General features: G+C 71.6%; 31 protein-coding genes. 14 read left to right on the top strand and 17 right to left on the bottom strand.

Going from position 1 to position 22,882, the window contains the following annotated elements; translation table 11 throughout:
* Together ABD106_RS03065 and ABD106_RS03070 are read left to right on the top strand one after the other, a co-directional pair.
* On the top strand, nucleotides 1-668 hold a 668-nt coding region (locus ABD106_RS03065), incomplete at its 5' end, for a hypothetical protein (protein ID WP_343917173.1).
* A gap of 109 nt (nucleotides 669-777) precedes the next feature.
* The gene (locus ABD106_RS03070; protein WP_343917175.1) at nucleotides 778-1,980 is read left to right on the top strand and encodes a cysteine desulfurase-like protein; all 1,203 of its coding nucleotides are present in this window, start codon (nucleotides 778-780) and stop codon (nucleotides 1,978-1,980) included.
* Here ABD106_RS03070 and ABD106_RS03075 read toward each other — a convergent pair.
* The 3 genes from ABD106_RS03075 to ABD106_RS03085 all read right to left on the bottom strand — a co-directional run bounded on the left by ABD106_RS03075 (nucleotide 1,977) and on the right by ABD106_RS03085 (nucleotide 4,319).
* Entirely contained in the window at nucleotides 1,977-2,729 is a 753-nt protein-coding gene (locus ABD106_RS03075; RefSeq protein ID WP_343917177.1) for an alpha/beta fold hydrolase, read from the bottom strand. The genes ABD106_RS03070 and ABD106_RS03075 overlap by 4 nt on opposite strands.
* Nucleotides 2,730-2,840: 111 nt before the next feature.
* Nucleotides 2,841-3,797, bottom strand: a complete 957-nt coding sequence (locus ABD106_RS03080) for a manganese catalase family protein (protein WP_343917179.1) — start codon at nucleotides 3,795-3,797, stop codon at nucleotides 2,841-2,843.
* 144 nt (nucleotides 3,798-3,941) lie between these two features.
* On the bottom strand, nucleotides 3,942-4,319 hold the full coding sequence (locus ABD106_RS03085) for a pyridoxamine 5'-phosphate oxidase family protein (protein WP_343917181.1): 378 nt from the start codon (nucleotides 4,317-4,319) through the stop codon (nucleotides 3,942-3,944).
* Nucleotides 4,320-4,445: 126 nt separating this feature from the next.
* On the opposite strand from ABD106_RS03085, the gene ABD106_RS03090 reads away from it, so the two are divergent.
* Nucleotides 4,446-5,285, top strand: coding sequence for an SDR family NAD(P)-dependent oxidoreductase (locus ABD106_RS03090; protein ID WP_343917183.1), 840 nt, complete (start codon nucleotides 4,446-4,448; stop codon nucleotides 5,283-5,285).
* 31 nt (nucleotides 5,286-5,316) lie between these two features.
* Here ABD106_RS03090 and ABD106_RS03095 read toward each other — a convergent pair whose 3' ends face one another.
* Nucleotides 5,317-5,727: a GNAT family N-acetyltransferase gene (locus ABD106_RS03095; RefSeq protein ID WP_343917185.1), complete on the bottom strand. Its 411-nt coding sequence runs from the start codon at nucleotides 5,725-5,727 to the stop codon at nucleotides 5,317-5,319.
* Nucleotides 5,728-5,778: 51 nt separating this feature from the next.
* The gene (locus ABD106_RS03100) at nucleotides 5,779-6,066 is read right to left on the bottom strand and encodes a DUF1905 domain-containing protein (protein ID WP_343917187.1); all 288 of its coding nucleotides are present in this window, start codon (nucleotides 6,064-6,066) and stop codon (nucleotides 5,779-5,781) included.
* 63 nt (nucleotides 6,067-6,129) lie between these two features.
* On the opposite strand from ABD106_RS03100, the gene ABD106_RS03105 reads away from it, so the two are divergent.
* Nucleotides 6,130-6,612, top strand: coding sequence for a pyridoxamine 5'-phosphate oxidase family protein (locus tag ABD106_RS03105; protein ID WP_343917189.1), 483 nt, complete (start codon nucleotides 6,130-6,132; stop codon nucleotides 6,610-6,612).
* A gap of 54 nt (nucleotides 6,613-6,666) precedes the next feature.
* Here ABD106_RS03105 and ABD106_RS03110 read toward each other — a convergent pair whose 3' ends face one another.
* Complete coding sequence (locus ABD106_RS03110; protein WP_343917191.1) at nucleotides 6,667-7,905, bottom strand: saccharopine dehydrogenase family protein; 1,239 nt, start codon at nucleotides 7,903-7,905, stop codon at nucleotides 6,667-6,669.
* 48 nt (nucleotides 7,906-7,953) lie between these two features.
* On the opposite strand from ABD106_RS03110, the gene ABD106_RS03115 reads away from it, so the two are divergent.
* On the top strand, nucleotides 7,954-8,493 hold the full coding sequence (locus ABD106_RS03115; RefSeq protein ID WP_343917193.1) for a hypothetical protein: 540 nt from the start codon (nucleotides 7,954-7,956) through the stop codon (nucleotides 8,491-8,493).
* Nucleotides 8,490-9,278 (top strand): thioesterase family protein, encoded by a 789-nt coding sequence (locus ABD106_RS03120; RefSeq protein WP_343917195.1) that lies wholly within the window; start codon nucleotides 8,490-8,492, stop codon nucleotides 9,276-9,278. The genes ABD106_RS03115 and ABD106_RS03120 overlap by 4 nt, the downstream gene beginning before the upstream one ends.
* 45 nt (nucleotides 9,279-9,323) lie before the next feature.
* Here ABD106_RS03120 and ABD106_RS03125 read toward each other — a convergent pair whose 3' ends face one another.
* Complete coding sequence (locus tag ABD106_RS03125) at nucleotides 9,324-10,091, bottom strand: hypothetical protein (RefSeq protein WP_343917197.1); 768 nt, start codon at nucleotides 10,089-10,091, stop codon at nucleotides 9,324-9,326.
* A gap of 225 nt (nucleotides 10,092-10,316) precedes the next feature.
* On the opposite strand from ABD106_RS03125, the gene ABD106_RS03130 reads away from it, so the two are divergent.
* Nucleotides 10,317-10,694: a DUF2255 family protein gene (locus ABD106_RS03130; protein WP_343917199.1), complete on the top strand. Its 378-nt coding sequence runs from the start codon at nucleotides 10,317-10,319 to the stop codon at nucleotides 10,692-10,694.
* Between the two features lie 18 nt (nucleotides 10,695-10,712).
* On the opposite strand, the gene ABD106_RS03135 is transcribed toward ABD106_RS03130, so the two are convergent.
* From ABD106_RS03135 to ABD106_RS03145, 3 genes are read right to left on the bottom strand one after another with little or no spacing between them, the layout of a single operon-like run.
* Nucleotides 10,713-11,360 (bottom strand): DsbA family protein, encoded by a 648-nt coding sequence (locus ABD106_RS03135; protein ID WP_343917201.1) that lies wholly within the window; start codon nucleotides 11,358-11,360, stop codon nucleotides 10,713-10,715.
* Between the two features lie 10 nt (nucleotides 11,361-11,370).
* Nucleotides 11,371-12,075, bottom strand: coding sequence for an RES domain-containing protein (locus ABD106_RS03140; RefSeq protein WP_343917203.1), 705 nt, complete (start codon nucleotides 12,073-12,075; stop codon nucleotides 11,371-11,373).
* Nucleotides 12,072-12,581 (bottom strand): hypothetical protein, encoded by a 510-nt coding sequence (locus tag ABD106_RS03145; RefSeq protein WP_343917205.1) that lies wholly within the window; start codon nucleotides 12,579-12,581, stop codon nucleotides 12,072-12,074. Before ABD106_RS03145 ends, ABD106_RS03140 begins: the two co-directional genes overlap by 4 nt.
* On the opposite strand from ABD106_RS03145, the gene ABD106_RS03150 reads away from it, so the two are divergent.
* Nucleotides 12,553-12,987 (top strand): hypothetical protein, encoded by a 435-nt coding sequence (locus ABD106_RS03150; protein ID WP_343917207.1) that lies wholly within the window; start codon nucleotides 12,553-12,555, stop codon nucleotides 12,985-12,987. The genes ABD106_RS03145 and ABD106_RS03150 overlap by 29 nt on opposite strands.
* A gap of 63 nt (nucleotides 12,988-13,050) precedes the next feature.
* Here the strand turns inward: ABD106_RS03150 and ABD106_RS03155 are convergent, their stop codons facing one another.
* Complete coding sequence (locus ABD106_RS03155; protein WP_343917209.1) at nucleotides 13,051-13,665, bottom strand: ImmA/IrrE family metallo-endopeptidase; 615 nt, start codon at nucleotides 13,663-13,665, stop codon at nucleotides 13,051-13,053.
* Between the two features lie 246 nt (nucleotides 13,666-13,911).
* Between ABD106_RS03155 and ABD106_RS03160 the strand changes: the two genes are divergently transcribed.
* From ABD106_RS03160 to ABD106_RS03175, 4 genes are all read left to right on the top strand, one after another.
* On the top strand, nucleotides 13,912-14,286 hold the full coding sequence (locus tag ABD106_RS03160; RefSeq protein ID WP_343917211.1) for a hypothetical protein: 375 nt from the start codon (nucleotides 13,912-13,914) through the stop codon (nucleotides 14,284-14,286).
* A complete protein-coding gene (locus ABD106_RS03165; RefSeq protein ID WP_343917213.1) occupies nucleotides 14,283-14,723 on the top strand; it encodes a hypothetical protein in 441 nt (146 codons plus the stop codon). Before ABD106_RS03160 ends, ABD106_RS03165 begins: the two co-directional genes overlap by 4 nt.
* 22 nt (nucleotides 14,724-14,745) lie before the next feature.
* Nucleotides 14,746-14,958 (top strand): hypothetical protein, encoded by a 213-nt coding sequence (locus ABD106_RS03170; RefSeq protein WP_343917215.1) that lies wholly within the window; start codon nucleotides 14,746-14,748, stop codon nucleotides 14,956-14,958.
* Nucleotides 14,959-15,090: 132 nt separating this feature from the next.
* Nucleotides 15,091-15,495 carry a DUF2975 domain-containing protein gene (locus ABD106_RS03175; RefSeq protein WP_343917217.1) on the top strand — a complete coding sequence of 135 codons (405 nt, stop codon included), beginning with the start codon at nucleotides 15,091-15,093 and terminating at the stop codon, nucleotides 15,493-15,495.
* Nucleotides 15,496-15,791: 296 nt separating this feature from the next.
* Here the strand turns inward: ABD106_RS03175 and ABD106_RS03180 are convergent, their stop codons facing one another.
* From ABD106_RS03180 to ABD106_RS03200, 5 genes are all read right to left on the bottom strand, one after another.
* The gene (locus tag ABD106_RS03180) at nucleotides 15,792-16,352 is read right to left on the bottom strand and encodes a hypothetical protein (RefSeq protein WP_343917219.1); all 561 of its coding nucleotides are present in this window, start codon (nucleotides 16,350-16,352) and stop codon (nucleotides 15,792-15,794) included.
* 213 nt (nucleotides 16,353-16,565) lie between these two features.
* Nucleotides 16,566-17,078, bottom strand: a complete 513-nt coding sequence (locus ABD106_RS03185; protein WP_343917221.1) for a hypothetical protein — start codon at nucleotides 17,076-17,078, stop codon at nucleotides 16,566-16,568.
* The gene (locus ABD106_RS03190) at nucleotides 17,078-17,791 is read right to left on the bottom strand and encodes an RNA polymerase sigma factor (protein WP_343917223.1); all 714 of its coding nucleotides are present in this window, start codon (nucleotides 17,789-17,791) and stop codon (nucleotides 17,078-17,080) included. The genes ABD106_RS03185 and ABD106_RS03190 overlap by 1 nt, the downstream gene beginning before the upstream one ends.
* A gap of 91 nt (nucleotides 17,792-17,882) precedes the next feature.
* Nucleotides 17,883-18,494, bottom strand: a complete 612-nt coding sequence (locus ABD106_RS03195; RefSeq protein WP_343917225.1) for a hypothetical protein — start codon at nucleotides 18,492-18,494, stop codon at nucleotides 17,883-17,885.
* Nucleotides 18,487-19,035 carry a hypothetical protein gene (locus tag ABD106_RS03200; protein WP_343917227.1) on the bottom strand — a complete coding sequence of 183 codons (549 nt, stop codon included), beginning with the start codon at nucleotides 19,033-19,035 and terminating at the stop codon, nucleotides 18,487-18,489. Before ABD106_RS03200 ends, ABD106_RS03195 begins: the two co-directional genes overlap by 8 nt.
* Here ABD106_RS03200 and ABD106_RS03205 point away from each other — a divergent pair.
* Both ABD106_RS03205 and ABD106_RS03210 read left to right on the top strand, forming a co-directional pair.
* Nucleotides 18,991-19,347: a DUF1905 domain-containing protein gene (locus ABD106_RS03205; protein WP_343917229.1), complete on the top strand. Its 357-nt coding sequence runs from the start codon at nucleotides 18,991-18,993 to the stop codon at nucleotides 19,345-19,347. The genes ABD106_RS03200 and ABD106_RS03205 overlap by 45 nt on opposite strands.
* 83 nt (nucleotides 19,348-19,430) lie before the next feature.
* On the top strand, nucleotides 19,431-21,587 hold the full coding sequence (locus tag ABD106_RS03210; RefSeq protein WP_343917231.1) for a protealysin inhibitor emfourin: 2,157 nt from the start codon (nucleotides 19,431-19,433) through the stop codon (nucleotides 21,585-21,587).
* Nucleotides 21,588-21,617: 30 nt separating this feature from the next.
* On the opposite strand, the gene ABD106_RS03215 is transcribed toward ABD106_RS03210, so the two are convergent.
* On the bottom strand, nucleotides 21,618-22,882 hold a 1,265-nt coding region (locus tag ABD106_RS03215), incomplete at its 5' end, for a thiamine pyrophosphate-binding protein (protein WP_343917233.1).

The raw sequence follows: 22,882 nt of genomic DNA on the forward strand, positions 1-22,882 counted from the left end.
CGCCCGACATGGCGGCCGCGCCGCCCGCATCGGCCGCGACGAGCGTCCTCGCCGCGGGCACGGCCGTCGGCGCGGGGGCCGTCGGTGCGGCGGCCAGTGGTGCCAGCGCCGGTCGAGCGACCGGCCGCGCGAGCGACGTCGACACCGCACCCGCTGCCGCAGAGGGCGCGAGTCCTGCGGCCGAGGCGGCCGACGCCGCGGACGACCGACGTCGTCGTCGTCGCTGGGGGCTCGTGGGCGGGGTCGCCGCGGGCATCACGATCCTCGGCGCGGTCGTCGCGTTCAGCCTGCAGGGCATCGACGCGAGTCCACAGGCAGCCCCGACCGAGAGCGGTTCCTCCACACCGGCCGCCGAGCCGACGCCGTCGGACGAGCCGGCACCGGCAGTCGTCGAGCCCGTGGACCCGACGCCCGCGCCCGAGGTCGTCGTCGAGCAGCCTGCGGTCGAGCAGCCCACGGTCGTCGTCCCCGCCACAGAAGTGGACACGGGCGACGAGGGCACGGGGAACAGCGGGAACGGGAACGGCAACGGCGGCGGGAACGGCGGCGGGAACGGCGGCAACGGGAACGGGAACGGGAACGGCAACGGCGGCGGCAACGGGAACGGCGGCGGCGGCGGCAACGGCAACGGCGGCGGGAACGGGAACGGGAACGGCAACCGCCCGTAGCCGCTGCGTCGCGATCATCCCCGCCGCGCCCCTGGCGCCCCGGCATGGTGGAGCTCGCGGCAGGACGTAGCCTGACACCACAACGGTTCCGTCCCACCCCAGGAGCACCATGACCCTCGACGTCGCTGCGCTGCGCGCTCGCTTCCCCTCCCTCGCCTCGGGCATCGCCCACTTCGACGGCCCCGGCGGCACGCAGACGCCCGCCGTCGTCGGCGAGGCGATCGCGCGCACGCTCACCGCTCCGCTGTCGAACCGCGGAACGGTCGTCGCGAGCGAGCGCAACGCCGACACCGTGGTGCGCGAGTTCCGAGCGGCGATCGCCGATCTCGTCGGCGGGGCTGCCGACGGCGTCGTCTACGGCCGCAGCGCGACGCAGCTCACCTACGACTTCTCGCGCGCGCTCGCGAAGTCGTGGGGGCCCGGCGACGAGATCGTCGTGACGCAGCTCGACCACGACGCGAACGTGCGGCCGTGGATCCAGGCGGCGGATGCGGTGGGCGCGACCGTGCGGTGGCTCGAGCTCGATCCCACGACCGCCGATCTCGACCTCTCGGGGCTCGACGACCTCGTCACCGACCGCACGCGCCTCGTGGCCGTCACCGGCGCATCCAACCTGCTGGGCACGAAGCCGGATGTCGCGCGCATCGCGCGCCGCGCGCACGAGGTCGGCGCGCTCGTCTGGGTCGACGGTGTGCACCTCGCCGCGCACGCCGCGGTCGACGTCGCAGCGCTCGGCGCCGACCTCTTCGTCTGCTCGCCGTACAAGTTCTTCGGTCCGCACTGCGCGGCCGTCATCGCCGAGCCGGCGCTGCTCGAGACGATCGTGCCCGACAAGCTGCTGCCGTCGTCGAACGCCGTGCCCGAGCGCTTCGAGCTCGGCACCCTGCCGTACGAGCTGATGGCAGGCGCGACCGCGGCGGTCGACTTCATCGCGAGCCTCTCCCCCGCCGACGGCTCCCGTCGCGAGCGCATCGTCGCCGCGCACCATGAGATCGACGAGCACGAGCGGCGCCTGCGCGCCCGCATCGAGGAGGGCATCGCCCGGCTCGGCGACCGGATCGCGCTCCACTCGATCGCCGTCGACCGCACGCCGACGCTCTTCCTCACCTTCCGAGACCGCGACGCTGCCGACGCCTACCCCGCCTTCGCCGAGCGAGACATCCTCGCCCCGGCCGGCTCGTTCTACGCCGTCGAGCCGTTCCGGGCGCTCGGCCTCGACGTCGACGGCGGGCTGCGCGTGGGTCTCGCAGCCTACAACGACGACAGCGAGATCGACCGGCTGCTCGCCGCCCTCGAGGAGCTCGTCGGCTAGGCGTGCGCGAGGATCGCCGCCGCGACCGCCCGAGGGGCAGACCGCTGGGCGTTGTGCGGCGACCTCGGGATGTGGACGAGCCGGGCGTCGGGCGCGCTGTCGCGCACGAGCCGGCACCATCGCGTGCTCGCGATCGGGTCGCGCTCGCCGCGGATGACGAGCAGCGGCACCGCGAGGTCTGCGACGCGCTCCTCGATCGGGTACGAGAGCATCGGGCCGAGCTGCGCGAGGTACCAGGGCACGCCGCAGCGCACGTAGTCGGTCGAGACGATCCAGTTCGTGGTGGGCGGCTCAAGCAGGGAGTCGACCGCGAGCGCGCGCAGCTGGGCGGTCGGCGTGCGATGCGCGACGTCGGCGACCGGCCCGATCACGACCACGCGCGCGACGAGATCGGGTCGCAGCCGGGCGAGCTCGACGACCCACTGGCTGCCCATCGAGTGCCCGACGAGCACGACCGGCTCGAGGCCGAGCGACCCGACGACCTCCGCGAGCGCCGCGGCCATCGCCTCGATGCCGAGCTCGCGACGCGGCTTCGGCAGCCCGCCGAAGCCGGGCAGGTCGACGGAGGCGACGTTCGCGTGCGGGAGCAGCGCGTCGTGCAGGCGCGCGAGGTATCGGCTCGACATGCCGATCCCGTGGACGAGCACGACCGCGGGACCGCGCTCATCCGCCTCGACGTCGGTCGTGACCCGGAAGACCAGGTCACCGACGTCGAGCGTGCGTGCGCGACGAGTGCGGCGGGGGCTCACGCGACTGCTGCGACGGCGAGTGACATGTCCTCACCGTAGACCGGCGGGGCGAGCGCGCGGCCGACGCCACGCGTCTCGCCCGCACCGCCCGTCGATGGATGCGGTGGCCGGTCAGGACGACTTCATGGGTCCGAAGGTCATGTCGATCGTCGCCATCTCCATCTCGGCGGTCGCCTCGATGAGGGCACGCAGCTCCTTGTCGGCGCCGGGTGCGAACTCCTCCGGACGCTCCGCGCCGATGTCCATCGGTGCGCCCTGCGGTGCCTGCTCGGATGCGTCGAGCTGGGTGCCGTCGTTCGAGGGCGACATGCCCTGGAAGATCTTGCCCGCCTCCGACTGGTCGCCCAGGTCGAACGAGTACTGCTTGCTCTGGAGGCCGAGGTCGAGGAGCCGTCGCACCTCGGGGAACTGCTCCGCGTTCGTCTTCGGGATCGGCAGCGACGTGCGCCAGTTGACCCCGAGCGACTCGAGCGCCTTCGCGTACGCGTTCTCGTGCGCCTGGTCGCGCACGATCAGGTACGAGATCGTCGCGCGCGCCGTCTTGTTCGCGGTCATCTCGTACATGCGGCACTTCTGCAGCCGGCCCGTCGACTCGAGCATGAGGTTGTAGAGCAGGTCGAGCACGAGGTTGCCGGAGTTGTAGACGTAGCTGCCCATCCACGGGTTGCCGGCGGCGTCGACCGGCAGCGCGCCCTGCGCGCCCACGAGGTAGTGGTGGATGTTGCTCGTGTCGAGCGCGATGTTCAGTGGCGTCGCGCCACCGGCGCCCGGCTCGTCCACCGGGTCGGTGGGCCTGCCCTTGTAGCGTGGCGAGCCGTCGAGCAGCCTCGCGATCGTCGTGCCGATGAGCTCGACGTGCGAGATCTCCTCGGTCCCGATGCCCTGCATGAGGTCCTTGTACGGCTTCCCGGAGGGGCCGCGGAAGTTGATGCTTTGGAACAGGTACTGCATCATCGTGCGCATCTCGCCGAACTGCCCGCCGAGGCCCTCCTGCAGCGCGTTCGCGGCGGCGGGGTCCGGCTCGTCCGGCTCGATGGGGTTGATGAGCTGCTGCAGGTGGAAGTACATGGCATCTCCGATCGGTTGGGATCGCGACGGTACTCCGTGTACCCCAAGCCGCTCCAGTGCTCGGCACGCATTCTCGGGAAGCACTCATGAGAGCGAGATCGACGTCGCAGGAGAGCGTCGCGGCAGGGACCGTCCGGTCTCAGGTCATCCCGGTCGCACGTTGCCGAGCAGCCGCGTGACCTCGATCTCGATGACGACGCGCTCGGGGTTCGGCCGCGGCTGCCGATAGCGCTCGGCGTAGCGACGCACCGCCTCGGCGACGCGCTCGGGGTCGTCGCTGACGGTCGCAGGCCCCTCGACCGTGCACCACCAGCGCCCCTCGACCTGCGACAGCGACACCCGGATGCCGGGCCGGGCCCGCAGGTTGCGCGCCTTGTAGCTCGAGCCGGAGGTGATGACTCGCACGAGGTGCCGCTCGGCGTCGTAGGTGGCACCGACGGGCACCTGATGGATGGTGCCGTCCGGACGCGGCGACGCGAGCATGCAGAGCCTCCGCTCCCGCCAGAACTGCTCGAACTCCATGTGCTCCACCGCGACCCCCTGCCGTCAGCGTAGGGCGCGGAGGGTCGTCGCGGTCTTCGCCCGGTGCGCCTCGCCTACAGTGGGCGAGCACCGCGCCTCCGGCGCACCACCGACCGGAGGGCCGACATGCCTCAGCGCACCATCCTGCTCACCGGCGCCTCCGACGGGATCGGTGCCGCCGCAGCGCGCCAGCTCGCCGAGCGCGGCCACCGGCTGCTGCTCGTCGGACGGTCGGCTGAGAAGACGGCGACCGTAGCCCGGGAGCTCGGCGCCGAGCACTTCGTCGCCGACTTCGCGCGGCTCGACGACGTGCGAGCGCTCGCGCACGACGTGCGCCGAGCGACCGACCGCATCGACGTGCTCGCCAACAACGCGGGCGCCATCCTGGGCCGCAGGACGCTCACCGCGGACGGCAACGAGGCGACGCTGCAGGTCAACCACCTCGCGCCCTTCCTGCTCACCCAGCTGCTGCTGCCGACCCTGCAGGCCGGCGAGGGCATCGTCGTGAACACCGCGAGCTCTGCCGCCCGCCGGCTGGCGCGCTTCGACATCGACGACCTGCAGGGAGCGCGGTCGTACAGCCCCAACCGGGCATACGGCAACGCCAAGCTCGCGAACATCCTGCACGCGCGCGGGCTGCAGTCGCGCTATGGCGACGCGGGCATCAGCGCCGTCGCGTTCGACCCGGGCAACGTGCGCACAGGCTTCGGCACGGGCAGCAGCAGCCTGCTGCGCGTCATCTGGCGCACGCCGCTGTCGAGGCTGCTCCTCGTCAGCCCCGAGCAGGGCGGCACGACCCTGATCTTCTTCGCCGACGGCACCCCGGGCACGACGTGGCAGCCGGGCACGTTCTACACCGAGCGGTATCCCGCCACGGCCGACCAGACGAATCCGCTGGTGCACGCCGACGCGGCCGTCGACGCGCTCTGGGAGCGCAGCGAGGCGCTCGTCGCGCGCTCCGCCTGAGCGTCGGTGCGGCTGCGGCGCGGACCGCTCGTCAGCCGCGCACGGACAGGGTCATGCCCAGCGGGTCGCCGTCCGCGGCCGTGAAGCCGAGGCCCTCGTAGACCGACACCGCCTCGGGGCTCGCGAAGAGGCCGACGACGGCGTCGGCGGGTGCCGCCTCGCGCACCCAGTCGAGGAGCCGCTCGACGATGCTCGTCGCGATGCCCTGCTCGGCCGCCGCGGGGTCGACCATCACGTCCTGCACGTAGCAGTACCGCACGCCGTCGCCCACGAGCCTGCCGACGCCGACGGTCCTGCCGTCCTGAGTGGCGACGACGCCGTGCAGCGAGCGCTCGAGCGAGCCGCCGATCGTCTCCCAGTCGAAGTGGTCGAGCCAGCCGACCGCCTCAGCGACGGCGCGCTGCTCCTCGACACTGGGCACGCGGCTCTCGAAGGTCACCATGGCGGCCACGATACGGGCCGCGGCGGCCGCCGTCCTGGGCGGCCGGCATGCTCAGCGCCGTCGCTCGAGGCGCACCGTGACCTCGTCGCCCACGTCCTTCCCGAGCTGCTTGCGCACCTTGGCGCTGAGCGACAGCATGTGGCCGCCCCTGCCGGTGACGAGGAGCCCGACGTCGGGCATCGCGAGCGCGTCGACGACGACATCGGCCCGCACCCCCTTCCGCGTGCCGAACAGCTCGGCGGAGTCGGGGATCTCGACGCAGGACCACAGCTCGCCCTTCACGTCGACGCCGATCGGCGCCGTGAAGGTCACGTCGAGCGAGATGGGGTCGATGGCCATGCGGGGCTCCTCCGTTCGGCATCGCTCGGCGTTCATCCAGGCGATGGTGGCAGGTTCTCACGCATGACCGCATACGACGAGCAGCTCGAGACCATCGCCGACATCATGCGCTCCACGCGCATCGCGTCGCTCGCCTACCTGTCGATCGACGGCGGCCTCGTGTCGACGCCCATGGGCACGCAGGACTTCACCGAGCCCGGCACAGTCTGGTTCCTCACCGAGCGCAGCACCGACAAGGTGGCGGCGATCGAGGCCGACCCGCGCGTGAACGTGCACTACGCGGGCAAGGGCGGTTGGGTGTCGCTCTCCGGCACCGCGCGCTACGTCGACGACCGCGCGAAGCTCAAGGAGCTGTGGGATGCGTCGGCCGAGGTGTTCATGTCGGGCAGCCCCGACGACCCCGGCAACGGCCTGCTCGAGGTCACGGCGACGACGGCGGAGTACTGGGACTCCCCCGGCAAGGTCGCGACCGCCGTCGGGCTCGTGAAGGGCCTCGTGAGCGACAGCGAGCCCGACATGGGCGACTCCGGCATCGTGCCGCTGTAGCGCGGGGTTCACGCCGACGCGACGACCACCGCGGCGCTCGCGGCATCGACGCCCTCACGCGGGCGACACCTCGAGCGTGAAGCCCTGCGCCCGCAGCCGCTCGACGAGCACGTCGCCCATCGCGACGGCGGGGGTCAGCACGCCGCCGTCGGCGCTGCAGCGGTCGCTGTCGACGGCGAGCGCGAGCGCGGCCTCGCCGAGCATCACCGACGTGGCGGCGTACCCGGGGTCGCCCTGCGCCGCCACCCTGGCGCGATAGCGGCGCCCGTCGGCGGCGCGGGTCGTCGTCTCCATCGCGAACGAGCCCGCACGCCGGCGCTCCTCGCTCGGCCCCTTCCCGGGAGTCGGCAGTGAGCGGTCGACCAGGCTGCGCACGCCCGGCGTCGACATCGCGGCCACCGCGGCACCCATCGCCGCCGCGATCCCCGCGGCGCGCATCCGCCCGCCGAGCCCGCTGCCGGTCGGCAGCACCTCGCGGTAGCGGAAGCGGTCGCCGTAGCCGGTGCCGCCCGAGCTCGCCCGGAGCAGGGTGTCGGAGCGGCGCACGAGCCTCGAGTTGTAGCCGGCCATGACGAACGGCGCATCCCACTCGCCCGTCTCCGCGTCGCGGAACGGTCGCCACACGTCCCGCTGCCCGGACGCGACGGGCGCTCCCCCGCTCAGCGCCCCAGGGTCGGCGAGGACGGGCCGCAACGAGGGGTCTTCGGCGGCACGGCGCAGCTGCAGCCGCATCGAGTCGATCGTGCCGCCGCTGACGCCACCGGCGAGCCGCCGCACGCGCAGCGTCGTGTCGCCGAGCCCGCCCGCGCCGTCGGCGATCGCGCGCCGCTGCAGCAGGTGGACCGCGAGGTCGGACGGCACGGAGTCGAATCCGCACGAGACGACGATCCGCGCGCCGCTCGACCGCGCCGCCTCGTGGCAGCGCTCGACGAGCTCGCGCACGAACAGCACCTCGCCGGTGAGGTCGGCGTAGTCGGTGCCCGCCCGCGCGCACGCGACGGCGAGCTGCAGCCCGTGGCGCTGGTAGGGACCGACGGTCGTCACCACGACGCGCGATCGCTCGGCGAGCGCGCGCAGGCTGTCCTCGTCGGCGCTGTCGGCGATGACGAGCGGCCAATCTGCGGCGGTCGGCCCGAGCCCCTCGCGCACCGCCTCGAGGCGCTCTCGCGAGCGCCCCGCGAGCGCGACGCGCAGCCCCTCCGGCGCGGCGGCCGCGAGGTGCTCCGCGACGAGCCGGCCGACGAAGCCGGTCGCGCCGAAGAGGGTCAGGTCGAGGTCTCGATCGCGTGCCATGCCGCCAGTGTCCCGTGCCGACATCCGCACCCGCCGTACGATGCGACGGTGGCAGACGATCCTCGAGCGAGCCCGCATCCCGACGATGCGGCCGCGATCGAGCGCGCGCGAGCGACGCTGCGCGCGGTCGCCGAGCGGCTCGCGGCGGCCGGCGCGCGCGACGAGGCGCTCGCCGAGCACGTCGTGCCGAAGCCCATCCTCGGCATCCCCCGACGGCCGACGATGCGCCGCCTCGGCCGAGCATGGCGGATGGGCGCGCTGCTGCTGGGCGCGGACGGCTCCGTCTGGCGCACGGGCGTCTCGACGCGCGTGGCCGAGCCCGGGCGCCCGCAGCACCACACCGCATCCGTCGAACAGCGCCGCGCGTACCGCGCCGCCGCGATCCAGGGCGGCTTCCCCATGGGTGAGACCGTCAACCACGGCATCGCCCCGATCGCGATCGACGAGTCGCTCGTCGGCAGCGCGGGGCCGCTCGTCGTGCGCGACGGGCAGGCGTGGGTGCGCTGGGGCTCGGATGCGCCCGTACCGCTCGAGCGCTACCTCGACGACCTCGCCGACCTGCTGCTGCACCCTCCGGAGGGCACATGACCGACGCCTACCTCACCGCCCTCGGCGGCGACCGCTACCTGCCGAGCGAGCACGCGGGCGGCGCGTGGCAGCCGGGAGAGCTGCACTTCGCACCGCTCGGCGGTCTGCTGACCCACGCGATCGAGCGCCACCGGGATGCGATCGGTGGCGCGCCGCTGCTGCTGAGCCGCATCGCCTTCGACATCCTCGGCTTCCTCGCGCTCGACGAGATCGCGGTGCGCGTCGAGACGCGCAGGCCGGGCAGGACGATCGAGCTGACCGAGGCCACCGCGTCGATCGCGGGTCGGGACGTCGCCGTCGCACGCGCGTGGCACAGCGTCGCGGGCGACACCGCGAGCGTCGAGGGCGGCGCAGCCCTCGCGCTCGCCTCGCCCGCGGGCGCGCACCCCGCGACGTTCGACGAGTCCTGGGGCGGCGGCTTCGTGCGCTCGCTCGAGCTGCGGCAGATCGGCGAGGCGTCGCCGGGCAGGGGCGCCGCCTGGGTGCGCAGCGCGCATCCGCTCGTCGACGGGGAGCCGGTCAGCGCGCTCGCGCGGTGGATCGGCCTCATCGACGTCGTGAACGGCGTCGCCGTGCGCGCGACGCCCGACGCGTGGATGTTCCCGAACCTCGACCTCACGGTGCACCTGCTGCGGCAGCCCGAGGGCGGCTGGATCGGGATGGACACGACGGTCGCCTTCGGTCCGACGGGCCAGGGCATCACCGCCGCTGAGCTGCACGACGAGCGCGGCCACGTCGGGCGCGCGTCACAGACGCTCACCGTGCGACCGAGCCCGCGCGGCTGACGAGGCGCCGGCGCTCACGGTGCCCCAACCCAGAGGTGGCGCAGCTCAGGGCGATCCGCAGCTCGCGACGACGAAGTCGAGCAGCGCGTTCCGCTGCGCGTCGGGCGACGGCAGCACGAGCGTGACCGGATCGTCGCCGTGCGTGGCTCGGATGCGGAACAGCGTGCCCTGCTTGTCCTCGGCGATCGCGTGCAGGTCGCAGCGCCCGGGCGCGACAGGCACCTCGACGACGGTCGGCGCCGCACCGGCCTCGATCTCCGCGCCGACGGCCAGCACCTCGATCCGCTCGCCCGCCGCATCGACCGGCACGAGCAGCACCGTCGCGGCCACCTCGTCGATGCTCCCGACGCGGCCGCCGTCACCCGCGACGGGCGCCACCTCGAGGCGCAGCACCGCCGGTCCGACGCCGTCGGCGGGGATGCTCGGCTCGAGCCACGCGAGCGCCGCCACCTCGCGCTCGAAGGCGCGCAGCTCGCAGATCGCGTCGTCGAGCGCCTCGAGCTGGCCGAGCGGGTCGTCGGGCTCCCCCTCCACGATCGAGCCGTCCGCGAGCTCGAGCGTCGCCTGATGCTCGAGCCGGCCGCCGGCGCACGTCGGCTCCGGCAGCTGCAACCGGAGGTTCCGCCTCGCGCCCGCGGGGATGCGCGCCTCGTCGTCGCGCTGCATGGGCGCGGTCCAGGCGCTCGAGACGTAGGTCGCGCGCTCGACGACCAGCGCTGCCGGCCCCTCGTTCGTCACGCGCAGCTCGATGAACCCCTCGGTGACGTCGCCGCGCAGCTGCACGATCTCGAGCTGCACTCCCTCGAGCTGCACCGGGACTGCCGTCGCAGGCGACGGTGCGCTCGCGCAACCGGTCGCGGCGATCGCGATCGNNCCCCCCGCCGAGCCGGCGCGCGCCGACTCCCGCGCTGGGTCCCGCTCGGCGTCGCACGGCGACATCCTCGCACCGCGCTCGCCGCCGCGCGACGGGCGCGCTCGAGACCGTGGACCGAGCGACCGCCCCTGTCGCCGGCAGTCGAGCGAGGCCATGATGGCCGCATGAGCGCGCAGTGGGACCCGCAGGACCTCGCCGCGATCGCCGCCGCCGAGGAGCTGCAGATCTCCTCGCGGCGGAAGGACGGCAGCCTCAGCCCGCCGGTCACCATCTGGTGCGTCGCGCTCCACGGCTTCGTCGCGGTGCGCTCGGCGTACGGCGCCGACAGCGGCTGGTACCGGCGCGCGCTCGAGCGGGGCTCGGGCCGGATCAACGCCGGCGGCGTGGAGCGCGACATCGTGCTGCAGCCCGGCGACCACCTCGATCACGCGCTGCTCGACGAGGAGTACCGGCGCAAGTACGCGCGCTTCGACGACGCGATCGTGCGCACCGTGGTCGGCGAGCACGCGCATCCGCTCACGCTCATCGCCACGCCGGCGTGAGCCGAGCGCGGGCGCCGACTACTCGGCGAGCGCGGCCTCGATCGCCGTCTCGACGTCGGCGAAGTCGCGCAGCTCGACGAGCTCGCCGTCGACGAAGAACGTCGGCGTCGACTGCACGCCGAGCGCGACCCCGGCGTCGGCGTCGAGCTGGATGCGCTCGAGCGTCGCGGGGTCGGCGACCGCGGCGTCGTAGGCGGCGAGGTCGAGGCCGAGGTCCTCCGCGTAGCCGCGGAACGCGACCGACGCGTCGTCGGAGCCCGCCCACTCCTGCTGGCGCTCGAGCAGCAGCGCGTGCATCGCCTCGAACTCGTCCTGCTGCGCGGCGGCCTCGGCGGCGAGCGCCGCGGGCACGGCGCCCGAGTGGCTCGGGAGCGGGAAGTAGCGCACCGCGAAGGTGACCCGACCCTCGTACGTGTCTCGCAGCTCCTCGACGATCGGGTGGAACCGGCCGCACGACGGGCATTCGTAGTCGAAGAACTCCACGACCGCAGGCGCGTCGGCGCCCGCATCGTCGAGGACGTGCGTCGACTCGTCGATGAGCGGGGCGGCGGCGCTCGACCCCGGCGCCTCGCTCTCCCAGGGGCGCACGACGGCGAGGGCGACGGCGACGATGAGCACGAGCGCCCCGACGACCGAGACGAGGGAGACGATCGCTTGCTTGGGCATGGGCTCCAGGCTACCGAGCCGCTGGCGCCCGACCGCGCCGCCGTGCACACCGAGGAGCGGGCACCTCGAAGGAGCACCTCATGGCGGGCGCCGCGCCGTGGGCACCGCGCGGTAGCGTGCGCGCATGCAGATCGAGCTCCCGTATCTCGGTTCCCTCGAAGACCGCCCAGCACTCTCCGCCGTTCATCTTCGAGCGATAGCGGATACCGCCGAAACGTGCGCCACGCTTGTCGAGCGCGGCGTAGGCCCATGCGGCGATCGCTCGGGTGAGCAGACGGTTGGGGCCGCGGACTTGTCCGATGTCGAGGTGGCCGAGCCGGTCGAGGATCGGCGCGAGTTCAGTTGTGAGAGCGACATGGGTGCGCGGCGATTCGATGTCGATGAAGGGGAGCGCGCCGATCAGTTCCGTAGTCACGTGGAGGCGTCGTGCCCGCCACTCCTGGGTCATGGTGCCGGCAGGGAGGAGACCGGGGTCCTCCTCGCCGAGCGCTGCGATGAGGACGGCGGAGGGTCGAAACCGTCCGAGTGTCTCGTAGTAGCAGGTGATCGCGTCGGACGCGAGGTAGAGGACGCCGGCGCCGGGAACGTCGAAGCGATTCCCGGCGTCGGCGAGCTGCGCGTCGGCGGCGTCAATACGAGAGAAGTCGAGCGGAGCGTCTGCTCGAGCGATGCGGTGCAGTGGTCCACTTGGGCGAACCAGTGCGAGCTCACTCACCCGCCCTGCACGAATGCGCGGGCTGCGGCGAGCACCTCGCGCGCGCGGTCGTCGGCGAGTGCTTCCGCGGGTGAGTGGTCGTCGAGCTGCGGGTTCATGCCCATGAACCAGGCTCGCACCGTCGCGGGCGCCTCGACGCGCGCGATCTCCTGGAAGACGCTATAGGTGTTGCGCAGTCGCTGCTCGTGCTGGAGCCGAGGCTTGTTGTTGCCACGCGCCCACCGATCGATGGTCGTGACGTCGGAGGCGACGATGAACGCAAGCAGTTGACGGCCGAGGTGCTCGCTGAGGAAGCGCGTGATGTCCGCCGCTTCGATCGGCGCATGAAGCGCTGACGTAGAGCGCTGACGCGCATCGAGGATTGTCATCGTCTTCCCTCCGGTTCTTCGCATCGGTTTCGCTTCGATCTTACTCCTGGTTTGTCTGATTTTTGTTGTGCTGGTCTGTGTCAGTCTCGTTCGCGTGTCCTCCTCGTACTTGAGCTCGAAGCATGTTCCGTATGTCACGCCGCAGATCCTCGCGCGCGCACAGGTCTTCCTGCCGGATGGCCCGAACGCTCGGCTGACGGTGGAGCTCGCGCGTCGTTTTCGACGGCAGAGCCGGAAGGATGTCGAGCTGCGCATGGTGGTGCTGGGGACGTTGCGGGCTCATGGCACGAACGGTGGTGAGATACCTCTCGCGGGCGTCGCTGTCTTGTTGACCGCGTTCACGCTGGTGCTGAGTCTCGTGCACGACTGGGTGATCAGCGTCGCGGGACCGGCAGCCGCTCTGCTCGTGGTGGTGCCGGCGATCGGCTTCGCAGGGGCATCCCTGCACCTGGTGCGCCTTGCGTTCGCCGCCCACACCCGACGCGTGATGGCGACGACCTGGCTCGCGGCATACGAAGATGCTCTCGCCGCGCGCCGTCCGTGACACGGCCGACTACCGGATACGAACGTTGACGCTCTGCAGCGAGCCCGCCCCGCCCTCCCTGCTTTAAGCGAGGGCGGCTGCGAGGTCCTCTCGCCGCCTCAACCGAGCGAGTTGGCCGCCCCAGTCGCCCGTCAGGTGCGCTCGTTGCCCTGCCAAGATCCCGGGGTCAACCCGCAGCTCCTCAGCGAGCTCCGTCACCTCCGCTACCGAGGATGCTGCAATCAACCGTGGACGAGTGGCGGGCGGCACGAGCAGGTCGGCTGCGAAGGCGTTTGCGGCGGTCTCCTGAGCGTCGTCGTCGCTAGCCTTGCCGCCGAAGTCGATGAAGGTGGCTCGCTTTGGGTGCAACAGGAGATGCGCAACCTCGTGAAGCACCGTGAACCAGAGCGCGTCGCAGTACCGGTATCGACTGGTTACGGCGATCATCGGCGTTCCGTTCACGTGGCGTGAGACGCCAGAGATGCGGGTGTCTTTGATCTCGGGAACGAACACGAGCGTGACACCCGCTTCAAGCATCAATGCGCGCGCTTCCGCGAACCCCTTTGCTGTCTTCTTCCGTGTCAGAGGCGGCAGCCGTCTCGCAGCCTGGCGAAGACGTTCGGGGTCGAAGACCGCGGCGCGCTTGGCAAGCTCCAGGGAAAGGCGTCGTGGGGGCCGAAGATCGCCATCTCCCCCCATGGCTGGCAGCCGCCATCCGCGCCTACGCCATCCACCGCCTCGACTACCGTCGCCCCTGAGATTGAGACGGGACGTTCGTGCGCTACTGCTGCCAGGCTCCTGGCGTGGACACGTCCAGGACGTGAAGCGCCAGGCCACACCGCGCTTGCCACCCGCGGACTCTAGATAGCACGCGCTTTCGATCTGCAAAGGTTTGCGGCTGAAATATTTGCTCCCCCAGCGAGAGTTTTCGGCTATGGTGCTGCCATGCAAAGGAGCATCACAGCAATTTCCGTGGCGGCCCTCGTGGTCGCCAACCTGCTCGGATTGGGCAGCGCCAATGTCGCTGAGACCGATCGGTTCCAGCTGGGTTCAAACACCATCCCCTGCAACAGCAGCATGACCTACATGAACGCGAAGAGCACCACGACTTCAGCAAGCACGTGGGTCGGAGCTTTCAGTTGCGGCAACCTGTCGGCGCGATACGGCTACCGCCCGTACCCCGGTTCACAAACGGTGCACTCGTCGTGGACGTACAGCACGACGAACGCAGTCAGGACTGCGCCGCAGGCTTACGTCGTGTCGGGCAACCACCGGGGCGCCCAGGCGAACGGCGGTTCGGACCAGATCTACTACACGTGATCACTCAGTCGGTCCGAGCCGGGGCCGCAACCGCTGTTGCCGCGATGGCGCTCGGACTGACAGCCTGCGTTCCGTCGCCGCCGGTTGCGCAGGAAGGAGACGTCACGGAGACCGAGTATCGCGACGCGTTCGACGACTACCGATCTTGCATGGAAGACCACGGCTACGCGCTCATTGGCGTCGAACAGAACGGGGTGGTAATCGAATGGATGTACGTAGAGGAAGCCACCACTACAGGCGTAGAAGAGGACTGCTACGAGCCCTTCTATCCACTCGACTCGGCATGGCAGATCCAGAACGAGGACACGAGCGTCGCGGCGCGACTATATCAGCAGTGCCTGCGGCGCGCCGATATTGCACCGGCCGAAACTCTGGCAGAAATGCATGAGCAGCTGCTAGCGGCGGGCATTGATCCGAGCAGCTGCCTTCCTGGATGACCTCGAACCTCGCGTGGTGTCCGTGTATGGAACCCAGCGCATCGTCAAGGTGTGCTTCTTCTACACCCAGGGCACGCGAGTCGGGCAGAAGGTGTGCTCATCCGCAAGCTCCAACGGCTTGCGCTGGAGCCCTGGGCTGGAAGTGTTTGGGGCATTCTCGGACTCGCTGGATCCCAACGCGCCGCAGACGGTGTTCAATATCGAGACAACCCGGATCAATCCGAACATCTATTAGGCAGGGGCGGACGTGGAGGCGCGCGGAATAGAGCGGCGCGGCGGTTCCGCGCTCGAGCCGAGTGCACCGGCAGGCAGCGGTACGACTCTCACCAGAGCGGACGCATCTAGAGCTGTAGTCTCGCTGGTCATCGTGGTGCTGCTGGCGGCGTCGGTGTATGCAGAAGCGGTCGTGCTCCCTGCAGAGGTAGCCGAGACCGTCCGGGTGTTTCCCGAGGTGGAGCGTCTCGCGGTTCCGGGCTTGGTGTGGGGCGTGCTTGTCGTCACGACATTCCAGATCGCCGCCATAGCCTGCTTGAGGCTGGTCGTGCTCTCGCGAACAGATCGCAAGTTGCGAGCGTCCGCGTATAAGTGGTGGCGAATGGTTGTCGCGTGCTGCGGTGCTTTCACCGCGCTCGTCGTGCTCGCGTCCGCATCGCTCGCGAGCATGGGCTACCTGACGCCGGGGTTGCTCATTCCCTGCGTTGTGGCAGTAGGTGCGGTCATCGCGGCCGTGTGTCTGATTGCGTCGCGCCTCACACGCCGTCCGCGAGCATGAACGATCGGGGCTCGCCACCACTAAGAGCGCCGTCGCGAGGAGTCGATCGTCAGCACGCGAACCGTGGCCGCTGAGTGCATCAACACGCCGCTGTGCCCGGTGCCGTGTGGTTCCGGAGTGCAACGTCAGGCGCGGATACCGGGATGGGTGCAACTGCTCCGGTAGCGCCTGGGTGCGGTCCAAAGGCGACAGTACGAAGCCCCCTGCGGGGACAGGAGGGCTCTCGTGGTGTTAGCGACGGGCACTGGTTGGAAGTGCTCTCGCTAACCGCATCGAATGCGCTCAGCGCACGGCCGCTACTGGACTCTCCAGGAGGAGGCCCGATCGTTCATGACGCCAAGGCCGCTGGCGTTCGCGTAGTACCCATGCTGCGCGCCTGCGTAGTTCTCGTTCTCGAACACCGCGGTGACGCACCCGGCATAGCTGCGGTAGGACGAAGCGCGATCGTTCCATCCCAACGTCGAGAGGCTGGTGTAGCCCCAGGCGTGGGTGGCGCAGGTGCCGCTGGAGACCGACATGACGGTGCTGGCGCCGCCGTAGTTGCTGTCGGCGTAGAGGATGCTGATGACGGTGCTGGCCATGGCCGAGCTGCTGCTCCGTGCGGCGACGTCGTCACGCTCGACCTGGTGGCCGCCCACGACGGTGCCGTCGGGCACGATGAGCTCGACGCCAGTCTCGGCGACAGCGGCGACCAGGTTCTCGTCAGCGTCGACGCAGAGGCTCTCGCCGGTGTCGATCTCGATCCAGCAGTTGGGTAGCGGCGGCTCCGCCTCGGCGGCGTTTGCCGACAGCCCGCCGAGCAGCGTCAGCGGGATGGCACAGAGCACGCCGAGGGCGGCTCGGGTCGTTCGGTTCATGATGTGGTCCTCTCCATTGGGTAACCTCGGCCGATCAGCTGGGATCGTCACAGGCCTGTTGGGAGAAGCAGATTCGAACCGCCCCGTAGCGTCAAGGCGTCCCACGTCGACACGCCGCCGCACGCGCGGATCTAAGACGCATTGCTCGCCGCGCACATTGCGCACAGCAGGGCGGGATGCAGCCTGTGTGCTGCATCCCGCCCTAGCGATTGGTTACGGCAACGGCCGCAGGTCGACGCTCTCGCAGAGCTGCTCGTCGTCGCCCGGGAAGACGGCGATGACCTGGTCGGACCGGACGCAGGCGGTGAGCGGCGGCACCTCGTGCTGGCGGCCGTCATCGACGGGGACCCCGTCCGTGGCGAAGAAGCCAACCCGCCACACCGAGCCGCACAGATCGAGCGCCTGCGCTGCGCGGTCCGCGTCGGCGCGAATCGGCACGGCGATGCCATCGTCACCGATGGTCTCGTCGGGGATGCCGACCTGGGTCGACAGGCTCGAGGGGTCGACGGCCGCGTAGCAGTGGGCGCTGCGCTCCTGCGCTGCCTGGCTGGCGATCGTGATGGCGGCGACACCCGTGCCAGCCAGGAGCACGAGCGCGGCGCCTCCGGCGATCGCGCGGTTGCGGCGTCGGTGCGACTGGCGAGCGCCGCTGGCGACGCTGAGCAGTCGCCGCTCGATCCGCGCAGCGGTGCCGGCGGGGAGTTCGGGGAGCTGGGGGGTAGTCATCAGCGGCCTCCTGCCGTGAGATGGGTCAGTTCGGTGCGCAGCCGCGCGCGCAGCCGGGAGAGGCGGTTGCGCACGGCCCCGTGGGTGAGGCCGAGCTTGTAGGCGGCCTCCTTGTACGTGAGCTCGTCGACGAGGCAGAGCTGGTAGATCGATCGGTCAGGCTCGGCCATGACGGCCGCGATCGCCTGGAGCGCTTGCTCGAGCTCGCTGCGCAGCAACTGCTCGGCCGGATCGGTGCCGGGTGCCGGCAGCTGGTCCTCGGGCTCGGTGATGCGCTGCTCGCGACGTCGGTTGACCGAGCGGCTGCGGTTGAGGGAGAGGTTGCGGGCGGTGACGAGCAGCCATGGCAGCAACGAGGCCGCGGCGATCTCGACGTCCTGCCGCTTGCGCCAGAGCGTGAGGAACACATCGCCGGCAATCTCCTCTGCCTCTGCACGGCTGCGGAGGACGGAGAAGCTGCCCCAGTAGACGGGCCGCTGGTAGCGGCGGAAGATCGTGGTCAGCGCGTGCTCGTCGTCGTGACGGAGCCGCGCCAGGAGCTCGCGATCGTCAACGCCCGCGGTCGCGTCCGTTGCCACGTGCTGCATCCCCATCTCGTCACCTCCCACAGTCGACCAGGAAAGGCCGTTCACTGTCAGAGTGTGCGGAGCGGGCCGGACCGTCTCACCGGTACCGGGCTGCGCGGCCCGGGCCTGCCTCGAGATGGCGTCCACGATCCCTGGATCTGCTTCGCTACTCGCTGTCGAGCTCGCTCATGGCAGCGAGCCTAGGTGCTGCCGGCGATCGCATGAGCCCGGTCACTGGCTAGGGGCAACTGTGTGGTTGACCACCGGTGTACGTGTGGCACTTCGGGCAGGTGTCATAGACGTCGCGCAGCGCGTCGAGCACCTGGTCTGCCGGCGTCGGCGCCGGTCGACGGCGCCGCGTTCGCACCTGGTCAATGGTGAGCGTGGTCTCGTAGAGTTCGTCGCCCCATTGGACGATCGCGCCGTGCTGCCAGCACACCTCTGGTAGCTCGTCCTTGTATGCGAGCTGCGGCACGGCATCGAGCACCGCGGCGAGGCCTTCGGTGTCGTTCACGGTGAACCACGCCTCCGGGTCGAGATCCACATAGCCGGCCTCGTCGATCGAGCGGCGGATGCAGACCGTTCCCTCCGCGGGGTAGCAATTCCAGTGGATGGAGTGGCTGTTGTAGCCGTCCGTCGAGTCGACGTGGAAGGAGAAGAAGAGCGAGCGTTGCGGCTCGTCGACGTCCCACTCGCTGATGTACGACCAACGCCGCTCGAACAGGTCCTCGTTGAGCCGGAGGATCTTGCCGAGCGCAAGGCTGCGCTGTTCGTCCGGGAGATCGGCGTCGAGGAGCAGCTGCGCGGTGAGCAGCGCCGCCCTGCCGCGGTCATGATTCGAGTCAGGCATCGCCGGCTCGTTTCGGTGTGAGTAGGCGCTGGAGTTCGGCGCGATGCTCGTTCGCGGCCGCGTTGTGCCACTCGTTCCGGTCCTCGGCGGCCAGGATCCGCTTGGCCGTGCGTTGCACCTGCTCCGCGCAGTCTGCGGCGCCGCGGCCCGGCTGGGGATACAGCACGCTCGACAAGCCGTTGAGCACCGCCGCGGCCTCCTGCCGGCATCGCAGGTCTTTCGCGGGCCGGGGGTCCGCATCGAAGTCGCGGAGGTTGTGCGTGGCATCGGCCACGACGCGCTCGTGCCCCAACAGCTGCCAGTGGTTGCCCCCGAAGCGGCTACCGAGGTACCAGGTGGTCACAAGCCCGCTCGCGAGTACCAGGAGCAGGAGGACGTGGGGCGCTTCGAACGCCACCATAAACCACACCATCGCCAGCACGAGCACAGCCCAGACAATCGTGACGATGCCGTATTGGATGCGCGCCCGTCGCGAGCTCTCGGCGAGCCGCTGCTCGTGCCGGATCTTCGCCGAGAACTCGTCGCGTGCCCTCGTTGCCATCTCTCTACTCCCCCATGGGGCGGCCCTGGGGGAGCGTTCACGGCGGTCGCGATCGAGTGGCGCGGCCCGGCGCCGTTCGTCTTCCTGCCCGTGCCGCCCGACGAGTCCGAGCTCATCCACGACAGCGCCCGAGAGCTCACCTACGGCTGGGGCGTCATCCCCGTCGAGGCCACCATCGGCGGCACGACCTTCTCCACGTCGCTCTTCCCGCGCGACGGCGCCTACCTCCTGCCGCTCAAGGTCGCCGTGCAGCGCGCGCAGGGCATCGGCGTGGGCGATGCCGCCGACGTGCGGATACGCCTCGGCCGCTGAGCGCGCACGTCCCGGTGCGCCGTCAGCGGCCGCGAGTAGCATCGGCCTCGCTCCGCACGGAGCCCGTCGAGCGGAGGTGTCGCATGGAGTTCGCAGCACGGATCGGAGCGGCCGCGGCCGTCGCATCGAGGCGCGCGGAGCGCTCCCTCCACCGGCTCGCGAGGCCCGCGGCCTTCGCGCTCGCGCCGGTGCTGCTGCACCAGGCGAAGGCGCTCCAGTCGGTGCTCGTCTGGCTGCCCGAGCCGCAGGGCGAGCGCTCCGGCATCGTCGGCGACGGCGACGGCCCGCCGCTGCGACTGCTCGCGGTCGGCGACTCGACCGCGACCGGTGTCGGTGCCGAGCGCCTCGACGAGACGCTCGCCGTGCAGACCGCGAGGCGGCTCGCGGGGCGGCGCGGGCAGCGCGTCGCGTGGCGCATCGAGGGCCTCGAGGGCTCGAACGCCGCCCAGGTGCTCGAGCGCCACCTGCCCGCGGTCGACGACGGCCCGTGGGACGTCATCCTCGTGCTCGTCGGCGCGAACGACGCGCTGCAGCTCGTGCGGCGAGGGGCGTTCGAGCGCAGCGTGCGCGCGCTCGTCGCCGGGCTCGGCGAGCACCTCGCGCCCGGCGGGGTCATCGGTCTCGCCGGCGCGCCGCAGATCGATACCTTCGAGTGGTTGCCGCAGCCGATCCGCTCGCTCATCGGCGGGCACGCGCGCAGCCTCGACGAGGCGCTGCAGCGCATCGCCGCCGCCGAGGCGCGAGCGGTGCACCTGCCCACCCCGGCGATCCTCGAGCCCTCGATGCACGCCGCCGACGGCTTCCACCCATCGCCCGACGGCTACTTCGTGTGGTCGAGCCTCATCGCGCCGCGCATCGACGACGCGCTCGGCGCCTCGAGCGACGCGCATGCCGTGCGCCACGGCATCGTGCCCCCGTACCTGCTCGAGCGCATCGCGGCTGCGCCGAGCGCCGCCGCCGCGGTCGCCGAGCGCACGCTCGGCGTCGACCGCGGCATCCGCGCGGAGCGGGCCGCGACGAGTGCCGCTCCGAGCCGCCGCCCGGGCCGCCCCTCGCTGGTGCCCGGTGAGGCTGCGCCCGATCGCACGATCAGCGACGCCGAGCACGCCACGACCCTGCCCGGCACCGAGGTGCGGCGCGAGGGCGACGGACCGACCGGCGACGTCGCGGCCGACCAGGCCTACGACGGCCTCGGCGATGCATGGCGCATGCTGCACGAGGCGTTCGGCCGCGACTCGCTCGACGGCGCCGGCATGCCGCTGCTCGCGACCGTGCACTACGGCAGGAGCTACGACAACGCGTTCTGGGACGGCGAGCGGATGGTCTTCGGCGACGGCGATGGCGAGGTCTTCGCCGGCTTCACGAACGCCGTCGACGTCATCGGCCACGAGCTCGGCCACGGCGTCATCTCGTCGACCGCCGACCTCGTGTACCGCGACCAGCCCGGTGCCCTCAACGAGTCGATCGCCGACGTGCTCGGCTCGCTCGTGAAGCAGCACGCCCTCGACCAGACGGCCGACGAGGCGGATTGGCTCATCGGTGCGGGCGTGTTCACCGACGCGGTGCAGGGCGTGGCGCTGCGCTCGATGGCCGAGCCCGGCACCGCCTTCGACGACCCCGTGCTCGGCAAGGATCCGCAGCCGGCGCACATGCGCGACTTCGTCGTGACCGCCGACGACCTCGGCGGCGTGCACATCAACTCCGGCATCCCCAACAGGGCGTTCCACCTCGTCGCGACGACGATCGGCGGTCGAGCGTGGGAGGCGCCTGGCCTCATCTGGATGGACGCGCTGACCGGCGGCCTGTCGTCCACCGCCGACTTCGCGACCTTCGCGGCCGCCACGGTCGAGGCAGCCATCGCGCGCTTCGGCGACGACGCCGCCGAGACGCGAGCGGTGCGCGACGCGTGGGCGGCCGTCGGCGTGACCGAGGAGGAGCCGCAAGCGGATGCGCCGACCGCCGAGGCGGTGCGCGTCGCGCGCACGGGCGGCATGCTCGGCCGCACGAGGGCGGCGGTGCTCGAGCTCGAGGTCATCCCGGGCGACGATCGCGACCGGCTCGACACGCTCGTCGCGTCGGGCAGGCTCGCCGAGCTCGACGGGCAAGCGCTCCCGGATGCGCCGATGTGGCGCGTCACCGTCGAGACCCGCTGCGACGTGACGGTCGCCGAGCCGCTGCTGCCCGATGAGGTGCTCGCGCTCTTCCGCCGGCTGCTCGAGCTGGGCGACGAGCCGGCGTAGCGCCGACGCGGCGCTCGCCTCGAGCGGGTGTCAGCGCGCCGAGCGCTTCGCTGCCTCGACGACCTCGAGCATGTAGGGCGCGACGACCGCCTTCGAGACGCGGCAATCGGCGACGAAGACGCCGTCCTCGCCGCGCTCGAGCCACGACTCGAGCTGCCGCAGGTCGTCGAGCGACTCGATGACCGCGCCCTGCGCGCCGACCGCGCGGCCGAGCGCCGCGAAGTCGACCTCGTCGATGAGCATCGGTCCCTCAGCGACGCCGCGCACGGCGTACTGGTGCACCTCGGCGCCGTAGGCGGCGTCGTTCACGATCACGACGATGCCGCGCCGCACCGTGCGCACGACGCTGTCGAGGTCGGCGAGCGCCATGAGCGCGCCGCCGTCGCCCGAGACGAGCACGATCGTCGACTCGGGTCGCGCGACGCCGGCGCCGACGGCGCTCGGGAACCCGAGGCCGATCGTCTGGAAGGCGGTGCCGACCATGACGAGCCGCTCGGGGTCGGCGACCGAGAGGTGCGTGGGCGCCCAGCCGATGAAGTGCCCGCCGTCCGAGACGACGACGCGGTCCGCCGGCAGGATCCGCTCGAGCGCGTGGAACAGGCTGCGCGGGTCGAGCCGACCGTCGGCAGCGAGCGGGTCGCCGGCCTCGCGCTCGAAGTGCGCGCGCGTCACGTCGCCGTAGCCCGCGCGCTCCCAACCGGCGTCGCCCGAGGGCGCGCCGTCGCCGAGGAGCGCGAGCAGCGCCTCCGCGACGAGCCTCGCGTCGCCGCGCACGAGCTCGTCCACGCGCGGATTCGTCGGCGCATCGACGACATCGACCTGCACGACGCGCGCGCCGTCCGCGAACGCGTCGCCGAAGCGGGTCTGGAACTGGTTGAGGCCGGCGCCCACGACGAGCACGACGTCGGCGCGCTCGGCCGCCTCGGCGGAGCGCTCGGCGGCGAAGCCGCCCGTGATGCCGAGGTGCCGGTGGTCGTCGGCGAAGATGCCGCTGCCGAGCGCGCTCGAGGCCGTGCGCGCGCCGAGCCGAGCGGCGAGCGCCCGCAGCGGCTCGGCCGCGCCCGCGAGATGCGCGCCGCGGCCGGCGATGAGCAGCGGGCGCTCGGCACCGTCGAGCTGCTGCGCGATCTCGGCGAGCTGCTCGGCGTCGATCGCGATGAACGGCGCGACCGGAGCCGCCTCCTGCTCGCCGGCGGGCGCGGCGTCGAGCTCGGCGTGCGCGATGTCGTACGGGATCGCGAGCACCACCGGGCCGCGCGTCGCGACCGCTGTCTCGACGGCGCGGCGCGCGGCGG

Source organism: Agrococcus citreus (assembly GCF_039527715.1).
GTDB lineage: Bacteria > Actinomycetota > Actinomycetes > Actinomycetales > Microbacteriaceae > Agrococcus > Agrococcus citreus.